This window comes from Photorhabdus sp. P32, assembly GCF_038085095.1.
Lineage (GTDB): Bacteria > Pseudomonadota > Gammaproteobacteria > Enterobacterales > Enterobacteriaceae > Photorhabdus > Photorhabdus luminescens.
In genome coordinates this window covers 1-17,925 of sequence record NZ_JAZGJN010000230.1, presented here as the reverse complement: position 1 = coordinate 17,925, position 17,925 = coordinate 1, and the positions used below count along the sequence as shown (strand labels likewise).

Annotated in this window: 16 protein-coding genes, 3 tRNA genes, 1 pseudogene and 1 CRISPR repeat array; of the genes and pseudogenes, 7 read left to right on the top strand and 13 right to left on the bottom strand. The window is 39.1% G+C overall.

What is annotated here, in order from left to right; all coding sequences use genetic code 11:
- The first annotated feature begins 9 nt into the window (after positions 1-9).
- A complete protein-coding gene (locus V2H77_RS06525; protein ID WP_341498171.1) occupies positions 10-762 on the top strand; it encodes a hypothetical protein in 753 nt (250 codons plus the stop codon).
- A gap of 263 nt (positions 763-1,025) precedes the next feature.
- On the opposite strand, the gene phoH is transcribed toward V2H77_RS06525, so the two are convergent.
- The 10 genes from phoH to V2H77_RS06475 form a co-directional block, all read right to left on the bottom strand.
- Entirely contained in the window at positions 1,026-1,817 is a 792-nt protein-coding gene (phoH, locus tag V2H77_RS06520) for a phosphate starvation-inducible protein PhoH (protein WP_341498170.1), read from the bottom strand.
- Between the two features lie 606 nt (positions 1,818-2,423).
- Positions 2,424-3,407, bottom strand: coding sequence for an endonuclease (locus V2H77_RS06515; RefSeq protein WP_445935466.1), 984 nt, complete (start codon positions 3,405-3,407; stop codon positions 2,424-2,426).
- A gap of 390 nt (positions 3,408-3,797) precedes the next feature.
- The gene (locus V2H77_RS06510) at positions 3,798-5,081 is read right to left on the bottom strand and encodes a phage tail protein (protein WP_341498168.1); all 1,284 of its coding nucleotides are present in this window, start codon (positions 5,079-5,081) and stop codon (positions 3,798-3,800) included.
- Between the two features lie 401 nt (positions 5,082-5,482).
- Positions 5,483-6,109, bottom strand: coding sequence for a tail fiber assembly protein (locus V2H77_RS06505; protein ID WP_341498167.1), 627 nt, complete (start codon positions 6,107-6,109; stop codon positions 5,483-5,485).
- A 2-nt stretch (positions 6,110-6,111) separates the two neighbouring features.
- The gene (locus V2H77_RS06500; protein ID WP_341498166.1) at positions 6,112-6,843 is read right to left on the bottom strand and encodes a tail fiber protein; all 732 of its coding nucleotides are present in this window, start codon (positions 6,841-6,843) and stop codon (positions 6,112-6,114) included.
- Positions 6,844-7,196: 353 nt separating this feature from the next.
- Complete coding sequence (gene aqpZ, locus V2H77_RS06495) at positions 7,197-7,892, bottom strand: aquaporin Z (protein WP_341498165.1); 696 nt, start codon at positions 7,890-7,892, stop codon at positions 7,197-7,199.
- Between the two features lie 366 nt (positions 7,893-8,258).
- Positions 8,259-8,696 (bottom strand): universal stress protein, encoded by a 438-nt coding sequence (locus V2H77_RS06490; RefSeq protein WP_341498164.1) that lies wholly within the window; start codon positions 8,694-8,696, stop codon positions 8,259-8,261.
- Positions 8,697-8,815: 119 nt separating this feature from the next.
- Positions 8,816-9,154, bottom strand: coding sequence for a hypothetical protein (locus V2H77_RS06485; protein WP_341498163.1), 339 nt, complete (start codon positions 9,152-9,154; stop codon positions 8,816-8,818).
- A 161-nt stretch (positions 9,155-9,315) separates the two neighbouring features.
- A complete protein-coding gene (locus V2H77_RS06480; RefSeq protein ID WP_341498161.1) occupies positions 9,316-9,744 on the bottom strand; it encodes a universal stress protein in 429 nt (142 codons plus the stop codon).
- Between the two features lie 579 nt (positions 9,745-10,323).
- Complete coding sequence (locus tag V2H77_RS06475) at positions 10,324-10,548, bottom strand: DUF2594 family protein (RefSeq protein WP_341498160.1); 225 nt, start codon at positions 10,546-10,548, stop codon at positions 10,324-10,326.
- A 434-nt stretch (positions 10,549-10,982) separates the two neighbouring features.
- Here V2H77_RS06475 and uvrY point away from each other — a divergent pair, with 434 nt between their 5' ends.
- The 6 genes from uvrY to V2H77_RS06445 all read left to right on the top strand — a co-directional run bounded on the left by uvrY (position 10,983) and on the right by V2H77_RS06445 (position 14,515).
- Positions 10,983-11,648, top strand: coding sequence for a UvrY/SirA/GacA family response regulator transcription factor (gene uvrY, locus V2H77_RS06470; RefSeq protein WP_341498181.1), 666 nt, complete (start codon positions 10,983-10,985; stop codon positions 11,646-11,648).
- Entirely contained in the window at positions 11,632-13,464 is a 1,833-nt protein-coding gene (gene uvrC / locus V2H77_RS06465; protein WP_341498159.1) for an excinuclease ABC subunit UvrC, read from the top strand. Before uvrY ends, uvrC begins: the two co-directional genes overlap by 17 nt.
- 57 nt (positions 13,465-13,521) lie before the next feature.
- Complete coding sequence (gene pgsA, locus V2H77_RS06460) at positions 13,522-14,070, top strand: CDP-diacylglycerol--glycerol-3-phosphate 3-phosphatidyltransferase (RefSeq protein ID WP_341498158.1); 549 nt, start codon at positions 13,522-13,524, stop codon at positions 14,068-14,070.
- Between the two features lie 144 nt (positions 14,071-14,214).
- Positions 14,215-14,290, top strand: a tRNA-Gly gene (locus tag V2H77_RS06455).
- Positions 14,291-14,348: 58 nt separating this feature from the next.
- Positions 14,349-14,422, top strand: a tRNA-Cys gene (locus V2H77_RS06450).
- Between the two features lie 6 nt (positions 14,423-14,428).
- A tRNA-Leu gene (locus V2H77_RS06445) sits at positions 14,429-14,515 on the top strand.
- 395 nt (positions 14,516-14,910) lie between these two features.
- Here V2H77_RS06445 and V2H77_RS06440 read toward each other — a convergent pair.
- The 3 genes and pseudogenes from V2H77_RS06440 to V2H77_RS06430 form a co-directional block, all read right to left on the bottom strand.
- Entirely contained in the window at positions 14,911-15,309 is a 399-nt protein-coding gene (locus tag V2H77_RS06440) for a hypothetical protein (RefSeq protein ID WP_341498157.1), read from the bottom strand.
- A gap of 144 nt (positions 15,310-15,453) precedes the next feature.
- A complete protein-coding gene (locus tag V2H77_RS06435) occupies positions 15,454-16,083 on the bottom strand; it encodes a tail fiber assembly protein (RefSeq protein WP_341498180.1) in 630 nt (209 codons plus the stop codon).
- 222 nt (positions 16,084-16,305) lie between these two features.
- Positions 16,306-16,935 (bottom strand): annotated as a pseudogene (locus tag V2H77_RS06430) (tail fiber protein); the annotation flags it as partial.
- Positions 16,936-17,375: 440 nt separating this feature from the next.
- Positions 17,376-17,825: direct repeats of the CRISPR family, unit length 30 nt; unit sequence CTTTTCTAAGCTGCCTGTGCGGCAGTACAC.
- Positions 17,826-17,925 lie beyond the last annotated feature (100 nt).

Sequence of the window (17,925 nt, the reverse complement as noted above, 5' to 3'; positions counted from 1 at the left end):
AATATCCGTATGAAAATATTGAAAATAACGCTGTCCTTATTATTTCTCTATTCTATTTACTGGGCGTTTGGTGACACCTTTTTTGACTGGCTTTTCCCTTTTTCACCGGACGAGAAGAAACAGTTGATTACGGTGGAAGGTGTCGTACCGAAATATACAAAACCGTATGTGTCGGCAGAATATATCTCAAAAAATTGTCTTGAGTATGAGTTTAGTGCAACTATGACACCTCATAAGGTACCAACCTATAACGGATTGAGTCTGGACGTTAAGGCTGATCCAAAAACCGGTTACTTTCAGACAAAATTACCTTTTAGTGGTGGAGGTTGGTGTAAATGGAAAATCAACCGAGCGTTTGTGGCAGTGGGTTATGCCGATGTTAGTCACTTGATGAAAGATGCTGTTCCCTCTTCAGGAGCAGGATTAGCAGCCTTTATCAATGACGCAGCGCGAACAAATTATTCTGAAGCCTCTGAAACTCGTGCATTGAATACTATAGATTACAGACCGGTTATTTATCCTGTTTTAAACATGGTCGAGGGATATCCAAACGGAATTTCCTTACAGGGTAAGGTGGATTTATTTCCTTTTCGGCTGAAATTAACTCCAGGAGCAGAGTGGAAAATCACCTTTAAACCTAAGCTGGATGAAACCAAAATGCCAAAAATTACTATTACTAACGGTAAGGGAGAATGGGTTGAATATCCTGATGGACGAATTGATTTAAATAGAGATTCTATTGATTACTGGAAAATAAAGTAGCGTTATCAGAGTCTTCTGTAAAAATCATTGACTGTTAGCTATTAGATGTACTAGCTCAGACCAGATCTGACAGTTACCGGTTATTTATATAGATGTCTGTCAGATTAAATACGCTTTTAATATAATAATTAATTACAAATAAGTTTATCCAGAATCAAACAATGAAAATAGAGATCTAAAATCTACCGAATAATCAGCGAATATGCTAAGGATTACGCCGTGAGGCGCTTTCGCAAAAGCCCTCAACGGCGTATTTCCGCAATTTATTCACAATAAGCCAATAACGTTTTCTGGCACAGTTGAGAACGAACGCAATCCTCTTGATTGAAATGGATAACACTGACGATTTCATCATCTGAAAATCTTTCCAGTGCATCACGCAATCCTGATACGACGCCAACCGGCAAATCACATTGACTTATATCACCATTGACAATCACAGTCACATTTTCTCCAAGCCGGGTCAGAAACATTTTCATCTGATTAATCGTTACATTCTGAGCTTCATCCAGAATCACAAATGCATTTTCAAATGTTCTGCCTCGCATATAGGCAAAAGGCGCAATTTCCACTTTGCCAATTTCAGGCCGTAAGCAATATTGCAGAAATGATGCTCCCATGCGTTTTAATAAAACGTCATAAACCGGCCGGAAATAAGGGGCAAATTTTTCAGCCATATCCCCGGGCAAAAAACCGAGATCCTCATCTGCCTGTAATACAGGACGGGTGACGATGATCCTATCAATTTCCTTATTAATCAATGCATCCGCAGCCATTGCCGCACTGATAAACGTTTTACCACACCCCGCCTCCCCACTCGCAATAATCAGCTTTTTATAATTTATTGCGCGCATATAACGCCATTGCGTTTCGGTCCGTGGCAAAATTTCCGAAGTATCCCGGTTATCACGTGCCATACCAATGGCTTCTACGCCACCGAGTTGTACCAGAGAGGTCACATTATCATCCTGATAACATTGATGATGGCGCAAATCCCTTTTCATCATCCGCTTTGCCTCTCGACGTGATTTAATCACTGCTTTCTGTCTATTCATAGCAGTATCACCTTATCGTTGTTTTCACCCATACGGTGTCATATCACCGATATAATCACTACACCCGTTATCTTTCAAGATGCATCTTGAAATCCATTGGGTATACGTTATTTCAAATAGATAGGCGCCTCCTTTTCGCTTATTTAGCCCCATAGAAAAACGGTAGTGGAACCGTCACAGATATTAATGACTTTGATATTCCCACAGGTTCGCATATCATCGGAATATCAATCATTAACGTTACTCACCATTATTTCTATTTAGTGAAAACTAACGAATCATTATGACAGTATAATGACAATTTCCAAGTTTTGACAAACAAGCCAGAAACTCTCGATTAAAAATAATCGACAATATTGTTTATTTATTTTTGCGATAAATTTAATTCATTGAATAATATGACTTAATATTTACAGTGATAAGTATTCATTAATATAAGCTAATGACTTAACACCATAGTAGCCATCATTCATTTAGCTATTATGGTATTGATACATTCAGTTACCATCCAGCAAAGAAGTCACTATCTGCAAGCGCTCTTCTCTACCGGATGGCAACAATATGATTATTGATGACAACAGAGAAAACAGTTAATTATCTGCTTTATTAAGTACCCTTACAGTTTCCAGCCAATCGAAAACCCGCATTCTTTGCTTCACCTTCTGTTTTAAAATAGACCGCGTTCTTCTCCTGAATCACCTTATAACCTGAACAATGAGAAAAATGATAGATTTTGCTGTTGTTATTCCCTTTAATTAATCCTGTAGAAGAGGCTCCAGATAACCCCCGTTTTTTCTGGGTATCTGCTTGACTATTTCTCTGCCCTTTTCCCTGCTCAGTTTTGGGAATGCCAGCGGCGGAGTTTTTATGCCACAATTGCCATTTCTGCTCACCGGTAACAAAAGGATTATGATGCCCCATAATACCAGCAATGCGGTTATCTCTCTCCCGCTCCCATTTACTCGGTGGATATTGGCGATCCCAAGCGATAAATAATTGCTGTTGTTGACGAGACATGGAAAGATTGTAACGATCATGCATATAAAAATTGATCCGAGCGACCTGCCCTTTTACTTCATTTCTTGGCTCGAACGTGCGAGATTTAAAATCGACTTTACTGGTACAATGACCATAATCATTCGGCATATTTTTCGGTAACATTCCATAACTGAAATTACTACGATCGCCATTAACCTCGCCAATTGATGGAGCCAAATTATGCATATCAGATTCCATCGCCCTGAAAACAGGATCGGAAGCGACACAATTCTTCCTTCCTCCATTTTGCCAACATTGCCGCTGATGACCAAAAACCCAGGCAGGAACAATATGTTCCCATTCAATTCGTTCAGCACGATTCTGTTGTGATCTGACTTGATAACCACACGAAGAGAGAATTGCACGTCCGCCGCTCTTACCTGTCCATTGCCAATGACAACCACAATAAAATGTCCCGGTCTCTGACTTAAATTGATCATGGTAAATACGTTTACGCAATTCAACTTTAGCTTGTTCAAAGGTAGACGGAGCGGCAAAAGAAGATAAAGGAGCAATTAAACTGAAACATCCAATATGAATTGTCCAAAAAATAACTTTACGTTTCAATGATAAACCCTACTTATGCAAAAATATCATTCTGATTCTACACTTTTATGTTGCCTCATAATCGACCTATAAGACAAATATTGTTTCTTTGCATTTCTTCTTAGCACTTCTTTTAAAAAGAAAGACTACTCAATAAACAGATTGAGATATCACAAGAGGGTAGTTATCCCATGATTACGGAATGATTAATTGGGGATTATGAGATCGATACATAGATTATATGCTTTAAAAACGGGCGGTTATATCACTCGCCGCTGGCATGAAAAAATAGAGAATAGTTCTGAACGTCAGCTTCCGATATTGAAGTTCAAATAAGATACAGGGCCGATATACGGCCCCGTATTACTACAATTTATTGCCCGAAGTGCTGGTACTTTACATTTCTTCCTGTTCCATTTCTTCCTGTAATTTCTTTCGGTTCAAGTTCCAGTGTGAATCTTCTGGCATTTGGACCCGAATATCTAAACGGCAAGAATCGGGAATATCACAGGATTCCCCATCTTGATAGAAGATCTCGTTGCCATTGTCATCTATAGATTTAAGTCGCCAATTTTGGAATCTCTCAGGTAAATGCGCATGTTGGCGATGGAAAGTCTTAATGACAATAGAGCCGTCAGGTTGAACCTGATCATCAACAAAAATCAGTTCGAGATTATTGTTGTCGCAGGGAACGGAAATGCCCCCATGCACCCCCCAAGCACCATCAGCGTTATAACCCAAAATATTTAATATACGATATACGCCGGCCCCTTCTTTTATCACTTCAGCACCCTCTGATTCTTCATTAGTCGAGAATGTGCCATCAGGGTAGATTTCTATTACCGGGGAAGCTGTTTTAAGATATCCGTTAGCGTCTGGTTTAGCATTCTTATCGTCCCAAAATTTACGCGTAACTTGTCTGTTACTATGGCTATTTATGCTATCTGTACGATATGTACTGCCTTCATGCGAAAAAACTAACCGGTGACTCCATACACCATCCACTCCTTCACTTGATAAGCCATTTACATTACTAAATCTTAACTGAACTCCATACCAATCAGATGGCAATCCATATTTAGTAAGGAATGGCGAGTTGGGTCCATACCCGGCACAACCATCGTATAGATTTTCCGAACCATACAAACGAGCAAAACCCATTGAATGCATTGCATCATTAGTTGATACTGCGCCCACATCCGCCGCAGTCAAATTGATATCTCCAGTCAGCACCTTATCGTTTATTTTCCGGTTATCAGGTACTCTGGCATTAATATTTCCAAGTAATGAATTAACTATTTCTTTAATCAACTTCTGCGTCACTGCCAATGTATCACTATCGCCAATCGCATCAGTAAGTTGAACAATACCTTTTTGTGTCAATGAAGCATTGGGAATTCCTGTTATAGTTTTCTGTTCTAAAGCTTTATTTAACTGTGCGGTAAGTTTAGTTACATTACCATCATCTAAAACATCCTCACCAGATTGTGTCGCAATAAAATCAGCTACAACCGATGTTATTGTTGATGCTTGACGTAATATCTTATTCAACATGTAATTATCAATAACCTGCCTGTCTGGAAACCCACGCAGCAAATCTGGATATGCTTCATAGATTTGTTGACTGGCCACATTAGCGTTATTACTAATAGCAAAAGCTTTAAAATCATTTTTACTCATATACCTTCCCCAAATTGAATAATATTCATTTACAGTCAATAAATCGAATTATTAGAAATAATTCTCCATAATTTACATCAGTTATAGTCTAATTCTTAAAAACAATAAAATATTATTAAAAATAAAATTATTAATTATTTCCTCACAATGAAGAAAAATAAAAAAACCAAAAATTCACCATCAAAAAATATATTAAAACCTCTTATATTCAATATCTAAAAACTTTCTTTCCAATCTTCCTACACTTTATATAGAAAACAAATTTAAAATCGATAGCTAAATCAACTTTACGAGTCAGAGTTCATTTTTATATGGACTTTTATACAAATTTTCCCAATCAAAGCACTGATTAAAAAACCAGTACTTTGTCAATATCTGAGGATTATAAGACTTTAATGGTATTATTCTTGCGGCTTTTCAGGCCAATCAATCTCTGGCGCCAATGAAACATCAATCCGACGCAGTAATACCAAATACTTTTTCCAATCTAGCAATAAAGTTTTTTCCGCTTCCGATGCCATTTCAGTTTCAACCGCATATTGCAATACAGTGATAGCGTCATCAGCTTGCCGACGGAAAATAGCACGTTGTTGTTCTGCCTGTTCAATTTGATTGACTTTTTGAGCTTCAAAGTCCGTTACCCATTTTTCACCATCCCATTTATCAAAATCGGTGGACGGTTGCTCGAATGTTAATGTTTCTGGTAATTCACCCAGCGCAGCCACCTCTTCCTGTGCCCCCACTTGCGTGTTGTAAGCTATTTTTCCACGGTGGTCAGGAACAATTTCCCAATAACTTCCGTCCTCACTGCGACGCACAGCCATATCATCAGAATCGGGCAGATTCGGCGCGTCTAAATAAGAATGCGCTGACAAACCTACGCCTTCCGCAACATATTCTAAATCAGAGCCAGAGAATTCTCTCGAATAGGGATTAGCATGGTAAACTTTTATCCAACCAGCTTGGGTCGCTAATCCGTCTTCACCTAATATAGCTGTTTTAGTATCTAAGATATTTTCTTGTGTCATTATTATTCTGCCTTTACGATGTAGTTAAATGCGATATTGCGAGGGCGGGTTTCATGACCGCTTGTATTGTTGGCAATTGATGTAGCAGTGGCGCTGTCAAGGACATCACGACCCAGCGGGTACCGGTATGTATCTACAGGACCTTGATAGCTAGAAAGGTATTGTCCATCTGGGAGTCCCTTCGTAAGTTGTATTCTTTTTGTGTTGTCAGTTTGTGCGCTTAAAAGAATACGGCCGCTATCAACACCACGCCCATCATCCCAGCCACGAATAAACTCGCCTCTTAAATCAGGCAATCTGCCGTCAGGATAAGCTTCTGCTAACTTTGGGTACTGTGATTTGTTAAAAGCAGAACCATTACAAGTGAAATAACCGAAAGGTGGATTAGGCAACGGCCAGGGAATAGGAGAACCAACGGGTATGCTGGAAATATTTGAAATTTTTTGTTCTAAGGCTACGTTTAATTTTTGGTCTAAAGCTCTATTTAATTGTGCAGTAAGTTTAGCTGTATCTCCATTATCCAAGACATCCTCACCAGATTGTGTCGCAATAAAATTAGCCACAACAGATGACATTGTTGAAGATTGGCGCAATACCTTATTTAATACATGAGTGGAAATATTCTCTGGTGGAAATCCCGACTGTAAACTCTGACTTTCTTCATATTTCTCTTGACTCACTACATTAGCATTATCACTGATAGAAAAGGCTTTAAAATCATTTCTTTGGCTCATATACCCCTCTTAAATTCAATAATATTATTCAGCAATCAAGATATTAAATAGTCGTACAGATAGCCTCTCTCAATTGGTGCTGATTATAGTCTAGTTCAGAAAAATAATAATAGGGTTTATTTTATAACTTATAGGGTTAATTATTTTTGTATAATTGGCAGTAATAAACCACCCAACATATTGCAATAAAACACACAGATTATTTTCATTCGTCATCTCTTATCTTTGCTATTTATCACTGCAAATTTTCATGATAATGTTTACTACCTTTATTAAAACAGATGAAAAAATAACAGTGACAAAAAAGACCACACTACAGCGTGGCCTTAAGCAAGGTAACTCACTAGTAAAACTTATTGTTTTTCAGCGAAAAATAGCCTGTAAATTCCCCCTCCAACAATCCCGCCAATAATTGGCATCACCCAGAAAAACCATAACTGCTCTAAAGCCCAGGTATTCTGGAATATAGCAACAGCCGTGCTTCGTGCCGGATTGACTGATGTGTTGGTAATAGGAATGCTAATCAAATTAATTAAAACCAGCGCCAAACCTATTGCTAATGGTGCAAAACCCGCAGGCGCTCGTCTATCTGTCACACCAATAATGACAATTAAGAAAATAGCCGTTAAAACAATTTCAGCCACAATAGCTGATTGAAGTGAAAATCCACCCGGTGAATGCTCACCAAAACCATTCGATGCAAAACCACTCGCGGTCGCATCAAAACCCGCCTGCCCACTGGCAATAACATACAGTACCGCCGCAGCAAGAATACCACCTATAACTTGAGAAATAATATAAGGAATAACTTCTACTGCCCTGAAACGACCACCAACCCAAAGACCAATTGTTACAGCGGGATTAAAATGCCCACCAGAAATATGCCCAACAGCATATATCATCGTCAATACTGTTAAACCAAATGCCAAAGATACACCGACAAAACCAATCCCTAATTCAGGAAATGCAGCAGAGAATACAACACTACCACATCCCCCAAAAACCAGAACAAAAGTTCCAAGCAATTCAGCTGTTAATTTTCTTAACATATTTTGTCCTCATCCAGTTATTCAAAACGAGTTACCTTGCTGAAATTAACTATAGCCAATAAATTAAAATCATGCTTATTTTTACTATAACCGTATAAGTCTCTGATTCTTGTAGCATCTTTACTTGATATTCACTTTAAACCGGGATTTAATGCACCATCTATCCTGTTCAGATCAACTTTTCGGTGAAAAATGGATAACTTAAAATCAATTATCGCCAAAATAAGTTCAATATCCTGTTTAAAAATAGGAAAATCCGATGCAAAATACCTGCATCGGATTATCACATCAGTATTGAATAGTACAAGATCTATTAAGCGATAAGTACTATATGAAAGCTGTTCTTTTCACTACGGAACAAATCATTCATCTGACTACCAAAACTGAAATATTCGCATATCCGACAACTCCTGAAGCATTTGAACCTAATAAATGGGTGGAAATATTAGGCCGTCGGGAACCGACAACAATTAAATCCGCTTTAATCTCATCTGCTGTCGATAATATTTTATCCCTCGGTGATCCAAAGGCTACGGAGAAAGAGACTCGCTCTTTTGGCAAGTCTATTTTCTCAGCCACTTTTGCCAATTCCTCTTCTGATCTTGCAATAGATTTCTTGGCAAAAGAGTTGAGCAAGTCATAATGGTAACTATAACTAATTGAAAATCTTGATATATCAGGAACGGCATGGAAAAGATGTATATTAGCATCAGATAATTTCGCTAAATACTCTGCATGTGCAATCGCTTTATCGGTCAACTCATCTTCTGAAATATCCACCGGTACTAAAATCGTTTTGTACATACGCACTCCTATATTTATATACCAAACCTAACTACTTCAATGAGTATATAAAATATTCCATTATTTGTTGTGAGTTGTTTAACTAAATCAAATAAATTACGGCATAGCTCTATTTTTAATCACTCAGAGTCAAGATGCCACTTATGTAATATTCGATGAATGAAAGGTGTTACAACAAGCCCCAAAGTAATAAAGAACACACTTTCCAAAAATACCCCATATATCGCAATAAAATATTTACCGGATAAACTAACAGGAGCGGGATCTAAACTCTGCGATCCCAGCATAGATAAAGCGTTAAGCAAAGATTCAGAAAACGTATGCCCTTCTATCAGGTAAAACCCCAGGACACCCGGAATTATTCCAATAAAGAAAAACGTTGCAGCAATAAGGTAAAAACGTACCACCCGCCATAAAAAATGGTCCAAACGAATCAGTTTATCAGTAAATTTTTCCATAATTATTGCATCCTCAACAACTCTACGAAATCTTATGCAATCTCAATGAAAATGAAGTCAGAGTAAATTTAATAAAAATAGAGCGACACAGCGTTAACTAAGTGGCAAATCAAGCAAGCCATCCGAAGATGGCTAGCCAATCTCTTCCATTACATTTCACCTCACCTGATAACCAAAACAGATGTTGTCGAATATTTGACAACGCCTGATGCATTAGATCCTAGTAAATGCGTTGTAATCTTGGGCCTTCTGGAGCCAATAACAATAAGATCAGCATTAATTTCTGTCGCTGCGGCTGTTATTTCATCTCTTGGCGACCCAAATGCAATGGAATAGGATAACCTGTCATCAGGAAAATCGATGGTATCAAGCAGCGCTTTCAAATCATCTTCAGCTTTAATTGTCGCTTTATCCTTAATTTCATCGTATCCCAAAGAATATGCATTAACAATCGCTGATGAAATTGGCAGTACATGAAGAATATGGAGCCTCGCACCTGTTTTTTTCGCTAAAGACAGTGCATGCTTAACCGCTTTACTCGTTAGTTCATCTTCTGAAATATCTACCGGTACTAAAATAGTTTTGTACATACGCACGCTCCTATATTTACATACCAAAATTTACATACCAAATCAGACTACTACATTTAGTATACTCTATATCCTGTTAATTACTATGAGTTATTCAACTACATAAATGCAATGATAAAAATCAAGAAAATCACTTATATTTCATATCGATATAAAAATATTACCAATACCATTCACATAGAATTAACATTTATAAAAGAAAAAACCAATCATGATCATAATAATAAATCTATTACTGTTTGTCATCAATGCTGATTACATTACCTATTAGCAAAAGAAAAAGTCAATTGATACCTTTATTCAATATATCATTCTGTATATAACGATAAAATAATAATTATAACTTAAGGATTTTTCACAAATTATTCCCCTTCCCACACCTTCCTCTATAACCAGACAATTAATATCGTTTTTAATTTATTTATCTTATATCTTTAGTTTCATGCACTTATACTAATTTAATGCATATAATAATATATTTTTCCGAATAAAAATATTATGAAAACAGACGCTGGTTATTTCAACACGTGGCGAAAGCGGGATGTACAGGGGCAATAACATTAACCCCTGAGACCTACCTCACTGCCGATATAACGTTTTTATTTGCTGAACCGTATTTTCAAATATCTTAGCCTGTTTTTCATCTGCCATTTCTGCAATAACACGCTCCAAATTCAGTACCACTTTTCCTGCATGCGCTTGCCCCATAGTTTTAAGAATAGAAGCCAACAGAACTTTCAAACATGTCACCTCTGTTGCCAGGGTTTCAGTATCGGATGAAGAAATTAAATCGATTTTATTCATAGTCGTTACCTGCTTACGTATTAATTACGTTATGAAAATAATAATTATACCACATGATTTATCCCCTATTTTTATACATTTTACAAATAGGTCCACACAAAAAAACGTTAAATTATTGTTAAGACCATTTATTTTATAAATATTTATTTAGTTATTAATTTCATCATAATCAGAATATACAGAATGTTCTTATTGCGAATAAATAATACTTACTATCGTATAAAATAATTCTCTTTTGTCTTTGAAACAGATAAGTATAATATTCACATTACTGATGAACTTTTAGGATAATTTATCTATTCTATTGTTTTATATAATCTTTACTAAAAGTCAAAAAATAGACAATTGAAGTTAACTCTTCTGAAACAAATTCAATACACAAGCAATATCAATGAAGCTCATGTATGAGCATAGAGCCAGTTGGAGACACTTTTTTGATAAATGTTTTGTTAGTCGATGATCATGAGCTGATCAGAGTTGGTGTAAAGCGTATTCTTGATGACGTAAAAGGGATAACAGTAACAGGAGAAGCCAATTGTGGTGAAGATGCGATAAAGTGGTGCCGGGCTAATAAAGTAGATATCGTGTTAATGGATATGAACATGCCAGGCATTGGCGGCCTGGAGGCAACAAAAAGAATCCTGCGTTATTGTCCCGATGTCCGTGTCATTATGTTGACTATCTATACTGAAAACCCTTTGCCAATAAAGGTGATGCAAGCCGGCGCCAGAGGATATCTCAGTAAAGCTTCTACCGCTCAAGACATGGTTAATGCAATTCGCGCAGTTAATGCCGGCCAGCGCTATATCGCTCCCGATATTGCTCAGCAGATGGCCCTTAGCCAGATTAGTCCACAGAAAGACAATCCATTAAGTTGTCTATCTGATCGTGAATTACAGATTATGTTGATGATCACAAAAGGACAAAAGGTGAGTGATATCTCCGAACAACTTAATCTTAGCCCAAAAACCGTCAATAGCTATCGCTACCGAATGTTTAGTAAACTAAATATCAGCGGTGATGTAGAATTAACACATATGGCAATACGTTATGGGCTATTCGACACAGAGAGTCTATTAAATAGTGACGGAACAATTTGATTCAAAAACATTTTTACAAGCAGTAACCAGTCAGCCTGGTGTTTATCGTATGTATGACGCCTCAGGTACGGTTATTTATGTCGGTAAAGCCAAAGATTTAAAAAAACGGCTTTCCAGTTACTTTCGTGCACAAGTCGCCAGTCGTAAAACCGAATCTCTGGTTAAACATATTGTTCAAATAGATGTTACTGTCACGCACACTGAAACAGAAGCACTGTTATTGGAGCATAATTATATTAAGCTCTATCAGCCCCGATATAACGTTTTACTACGAGATGATAAATCTTATCCTTATATTTTGCTCAGCGCAGATAAACACCCACGACTGGCAATGCATCGGGGAGCTAAACATTTCAAAGGCGAATATTTCGGCCCATTTCCAAACGCTCATGCGGTACGAGAATCATTAATCTTACTGCAAAAACTTTTTCCTATCCGACAATGTGAAGATAGTGTCTACCGCAATCGCTCGCGGCCATGCCTGCAATATCAAATTGGCCGCTGTCTTGGGCCTTGCGTTGAGGGATTGGTCAGTGATGAAGAGTATCAGCAACAAGTTGATTATATTCGTCTGTTCCTTTCAGGCAAAGATCAGCAAGTTTTAACCAGATTAATTAACCGAATGGAACAAGCCAGCCAACAATTGAAATTTGAAGATGCAGCAAGATACCGTGATCAAATCCAGGCCGTTCGTCAAGTCACTGAAAGACAATTTGTTTCAGGAACAGACGATGACCTAGATGTTATCAGTGTTGCCTTTGAAGCGGGCATGGCTTGTCTGCACGTACTGTTTATACGTCAGGGCAAAGTACTAGGTAGCCGGAGTTACTATCCTAAAGTCCCGACTGGGACAAAGCTTGATGAGATTGTACAAACATTCCTTGGCCAATTTTATTTACAGGGCAGCCAAAATCGGACTTTGCCCTCAGAAATTTTGCTGGATTTTACTTTGCCAGAGAAAGACATTTTGTCTGATTCTTTATCTGAAATATCCGGGCGAAAAATTCATATTCAAACTCGCCCCCGCGGAGATAAGGCCCGTTATCTGAAACTTGCCCGCACAAATGCAACAACCGCCCTAACCACCCGCTTATCGCAACAATCAACTATTCACCAAAGATTAGACTCTCTCGCTCAATTAGTTAAGTTAGTAAAAATTCAGCGAATGGAATGTTTTGATATTAGTCACACGATGGGGGAACAAACTGTTGCATCCTGTGTCGTATTTGATAGCAATGGCCCACTACGTTCTGAATATCGGCGCTATAATATCAATGGTATTACTCCCGGTGATGATTACGCCGCCATGAATCAAGTACTACGCCGTCGATACGGGAAAGCATTAGATGAATCAAAAATTCCCGACATTATTTTCATTGATGGCGGTAAAGGACAACTAGCTCAGGCAATAGATGTCTTTCAGTCTCTTGATGTTGAATGGGATAAAACGCGTCCTCAATTGATAGGCGTCGCCAAAGGCAGTGATCGCAAAGCCGGGCTTGAAACACTATTTTTCACGACACAGGATAAAGGTATCGCATTACCGCCGGACTCTCCGGCCCTGCATGTGATTCAGCATATTCGTGACGAATCACATAATCATGCAATAACCGGGCACCGCCAACGTAGAGCTAAAGTTAGAAACACCAGTACGCTGGAATCTATTGAAGGAGTTGGGCCAAAACGCCGACAAATGTTACTGAAATACATGGGAGGTTTGCAGCCTTTACGCAACGCAAGTGTCGAAGAGATCGCAAAAGTACCGACTATTTCCTATGCATTAGCAGAAAAAATTTATAATGCATTGAAACACTAAGTACATTGATGCACCATACTTATAAATTCCACTATAGCCAGATAGTTAAGAAGCACTATGCAATTAAATATACCAACATGGCTCACTCTATTTCGTATCATCCTGATCCCATTTTTTGTCCTGGCATTCTATTTGCCATTTACATGGGCGCCGATGGTTTGTGCCATAATTTTCGTTGTCGCTGCGGCGACAGACTGGTTTGACGGTTTTCTCGCCCGCCTTTGGAAACAGACAACTCGCTTTGGCGCATTTCTTGATCCTGTCGCGGACAAAATCATGGTTGCTGCCGCATTAGTTCTAGTTTCCGAACATTATCATACGTGGTGGATAACCCTCCCCGCAGCAACCATGATAGCGCGTGAAATTATCATCTCCTCTCTCAGGGAATGGATGGCTGAATTAGGCAAACGCAGTAGTATTGCCGTTTCCTGGATGGGTAAGGTAAAAACGACAGCGCAGATGGCGGCGTTAGTCGCTTTATTATGGCGACCTAATTTTGAATTCGAATTGGGTGGATTCATATTACTTTATGTTGCTACAGTGATGACATTTTGGTCAATGTTTCAATATGTAAACGCGGCCTGGTCTGATTTGCGTGAAGCTTGATCGAAGTGACGTAAAAACCATCGAACAAACACAGCGTAACAATAATTGTGTTGACTCGATACGTGAAGTAAGTAGAATGCAACGCATCGAACGGCACATGAGATTTACGAAAACAAATAAGTAAATCAGCCAGTTCAAAGCGGTGCGGGAATAGCTCAGTTGGTAGAGCACAACCTTGCCAAGGTTGGGGTCGCGAGTTCGAGTCTCGTTTCCCGCTCCAAGTTACTAGCAAGAAAAATAGCTAGTAGCTGAATGGGGTTAGTAGCTGAATATAGAAAGGCGCGTTGGCAGAGTGGCCATGCAGCGGATTGCAAATCCGTCAACCTCGGTTCGACTCCGGGACGCGCCTCCAGATTCAGCCCAGGTGGTGAAATCGGTAGACACAAGGGATTTAAAATCCCTCGGCTGTAAGGCTGTGCGGGTTCAAGTCCCGCCCTGGGCACCAAATAAAATTCGCTAATAAGACAGTGAGTTAGGGAAAAGAAAAGGCCACCGCAAGGTGGCTTTTTTGTTTTGTGCGATGAGATGAAAATTGAAAAGTGGCGGCAAAATGGCGGCGCTTTGGCATTACTGTATAAATACACACCATCCATTTCAAACAATCTATCCCCCTCTTGAAGCATCATCAGAAAAATATTTTTCACATAAAAAAAGTTAAGTCATGATTGCTTCATTACTGTGAAACCTGTTTATACCCGTTATCTTTCAAGTTGCCTCTTTGTTGGCTGCACTCGCTCACCCCGGTCACATAGTTCTCTATGCTCCCGGGGATTCGCTCCCTTGCCGTCGCGATGCATCTTGAAATCCATAGGGTATATTGGCAGAGTTTGCAGAAAATTATTATCTTTTTATGTAGTCCATAAGCTTTTGTAGGAACGATTTTTTTATTTCAGGTTGATTTGATTTAGCCCATGACGGATTTTCCAAATCGGTTGGAAGTAAGTACAGACGATCATCGTCATCAACAACTTTTGCATTAAGTTTTTCAGCTATCTGTAGCATCTTACAATATAGGGCTGTATCGGGGTGTTTTGTATGTATGTTCCCATCAGACCAAGCCAGCCAAGGGTCTTCATCGACGCTTTTTCCTGTCCATATAGCATGAAACTGACCACTTCTTTCATCAATGAATAATTCGTCATCTTCAGCCACTAATGCGAGCCATTCATCGCTACTAATTTGGCAATCTTCATTCATTGAAAAGCATTCAGCTCTTGTTATATGAAGCTCCCACCCCATAATTACTCCTTAATTATTTGAAAAATATAAAAACAAAAGGCCACAGCAAGGTTAATGCCGATCCTTAAACGATCGGCATTAACCGCAAGGTAACTTTTTCTCGTGATGGAAATCACTATCCACTATATCCTTTCACTATACTTTTTACCTCGGCTGTTCTGGCCATTCAATATCGAGAGCCAGTGAAATATTTACTCTACTGAGCATTACCCTGTATTTCTTCCATTCCAACAGAGCGGCTTTCTCTGCTACGGTAGCGATATCTAAATCAGCAGCATCTTGCAGTAATGCAATGGATTCATTCGCGTGTCGCAATAGCGCAACACGCCGCTGCTCCGCTTGTTCAATCTGATTTGCTTTTAGGGCTACATTATCAGTGACCCATTGTGTGCCATCCCATTTATCAAAATCGGTGACAGGTTGCTTGAAGGTCAGAGTTTCAGGTAATTCACCCAATTCAGTAATTTCCTGTTGAGTTCGTGTTAACGTGTCATAAGCGACTTTTCCGCGATAGTCAGGTACTATTTCCCAACGCTTACCGTCTTCACTGCGACAAACAGCCACATCATCAGAATCGCAAAAGTTTGGTGCATCTAAATAAGAATGCGCTGACAAACCGACACCGAGCATAACATATTCAACATCAGAGTCAGTAAATTCTCTTGTTATTTGATTCGCGTGATAAACCTTTATCCAGCCAGGTTGAATTGCTAATCCGTCTTCACCCAATACGGCTGTTTCATGTTCTAAAGAGTATTTTTGTTCTGTCGTTATGCTGAATGCTGCTGCTCTCACTATGTAGTTAAAGGCTATGTTGCGGGGCCTTGATACCCCGATAAATGCGGAATTCGCAGTCCAGTCTGTCTGAGCTTGATAATATACAGCTTTTACCGAAATATTGTTATTTCGAGGAGTATCCCATTGCAATTTTGTACGCTCATTGCGCGAAGGAGTAATAATAAAATTACTAGCTCGATCAACATTCTGTACCAAATAAGCCCCTTCCTGCCACGACAATATTGAACGAAATGGATCAACATTTCGACCACTGTCCCAACCACGGATAAATTCTCCCCTTAAATCGGGCAATCTACCGTCAGGATAAGCTTCTGCTAACTTTGGGTACTGCAATTTATTGAAAAATGCACCGTTACAAACAAGATAATTGATAGGTGGATAAGGTAACGGCCACGGAATGGGGGAACCCACAGGTATATTAATCTCTTCACGTAATGAATTTATTATTTCCTGAGCAAGCTTTTGCGTAACCGCCAATGTATCACTATTGCCAATCATATTTGTAAGCTGGACAATACCTTTCTGCGTTAATGAGGCATCGGGAACCTTTGTTATCACTTTTTGTTCCAGCGCTCCATTTAATTGGGCGGTGAGTTTCTCTATATTCCCATCATCCAGAACATCATTGCCAGATTGTGTGGCGATAAAATTAGCGACTACAGAGGATATCGTGGACGACTGACGTAATGCCTTATTTAACATATCAGTGGTAATACCATCTTGTGGAAACCCAGTCTGCAAATTCTGATTTTCTTCATATTTTTCTTGGCTAATTACATTAGCATTATTGCTAATAGAAAAAGCCTTAAAATCATTTTTTTGACTCATGTACTTCCTCCTTAAGAAAAATAATATTTTTTATAATCAACATATTTAATTACTGCAAAAATAATCCGACTGTAATTTATTCAAATTAGAGTCTAGTTCATAAAGAAGAGTAATACATCATTCCTATTTATTAGAAGATTGACTGTTTTTATATAATTTTCAGCAATAAATAATTCAATATCTTAGAATCGAAAATATATCCAAACCATTTATAGTTAACATCTGAAAACTATTTTGCTCTTATTCCTTCTATCTCTTCCTGCAACTCCTTCTGTTTTAAATTTCAAGCTGAATCTTGCGGAATTTAGACACAAACATCTAAACGATAGTATTCTAGAATGCCACAGAATTCTCCATCTTCATAAAACATACATTCATTATTCTCATCAATACAACTTAAGTCGCCAGTTCTGAGAACGACTCGGCAAATGAGAGTGCTGACTTTTTAAGCTGCCTGTACGGCAGTACACATTCCACGACTTGCGACATACATGGGCTAGCTTTTCTAAGCTGCCTGTACGGCAGTACACGATGTTGCCAAGTCTTTGCGTCGCTGGCTATTTTTCTAAGCTGCCTGTACGGCAGTACACAGTTGCCGCGAAATGCTCCCCCGGTATAGCCTTTTCTAAGCTGCCTGTGCGGCAGTACACAAGTGGTCTCGTTTGTATGGAGGGGCGTTACTTTTCTAAGCTGCCTGTGCGGCAGTACACTAAACAAAATGGGGCCTTTGACGTGCCGTACTTTTCTAAGCTGCCTGTGCGGCAGTACACAGTTGCCGCGAAATGCTCCCCCGGTATAGCCTTTTCTAAGCTGCCTGTGCGGCAGTACACCTTTTTTGTAAGATTGCCTTAAGTGTCTCTTATTTCTAAGCTGCCTGTACGGCAGTACACGGGGTGGGGTGTGTGTCGGGGGGGTGCGGGGGGTGGTGTGCTGGGTGTGGGGCTGGGGGGGGGGGGTGGGGGGCGGGGTGGGGGGGGGGTGTGTGGGTGG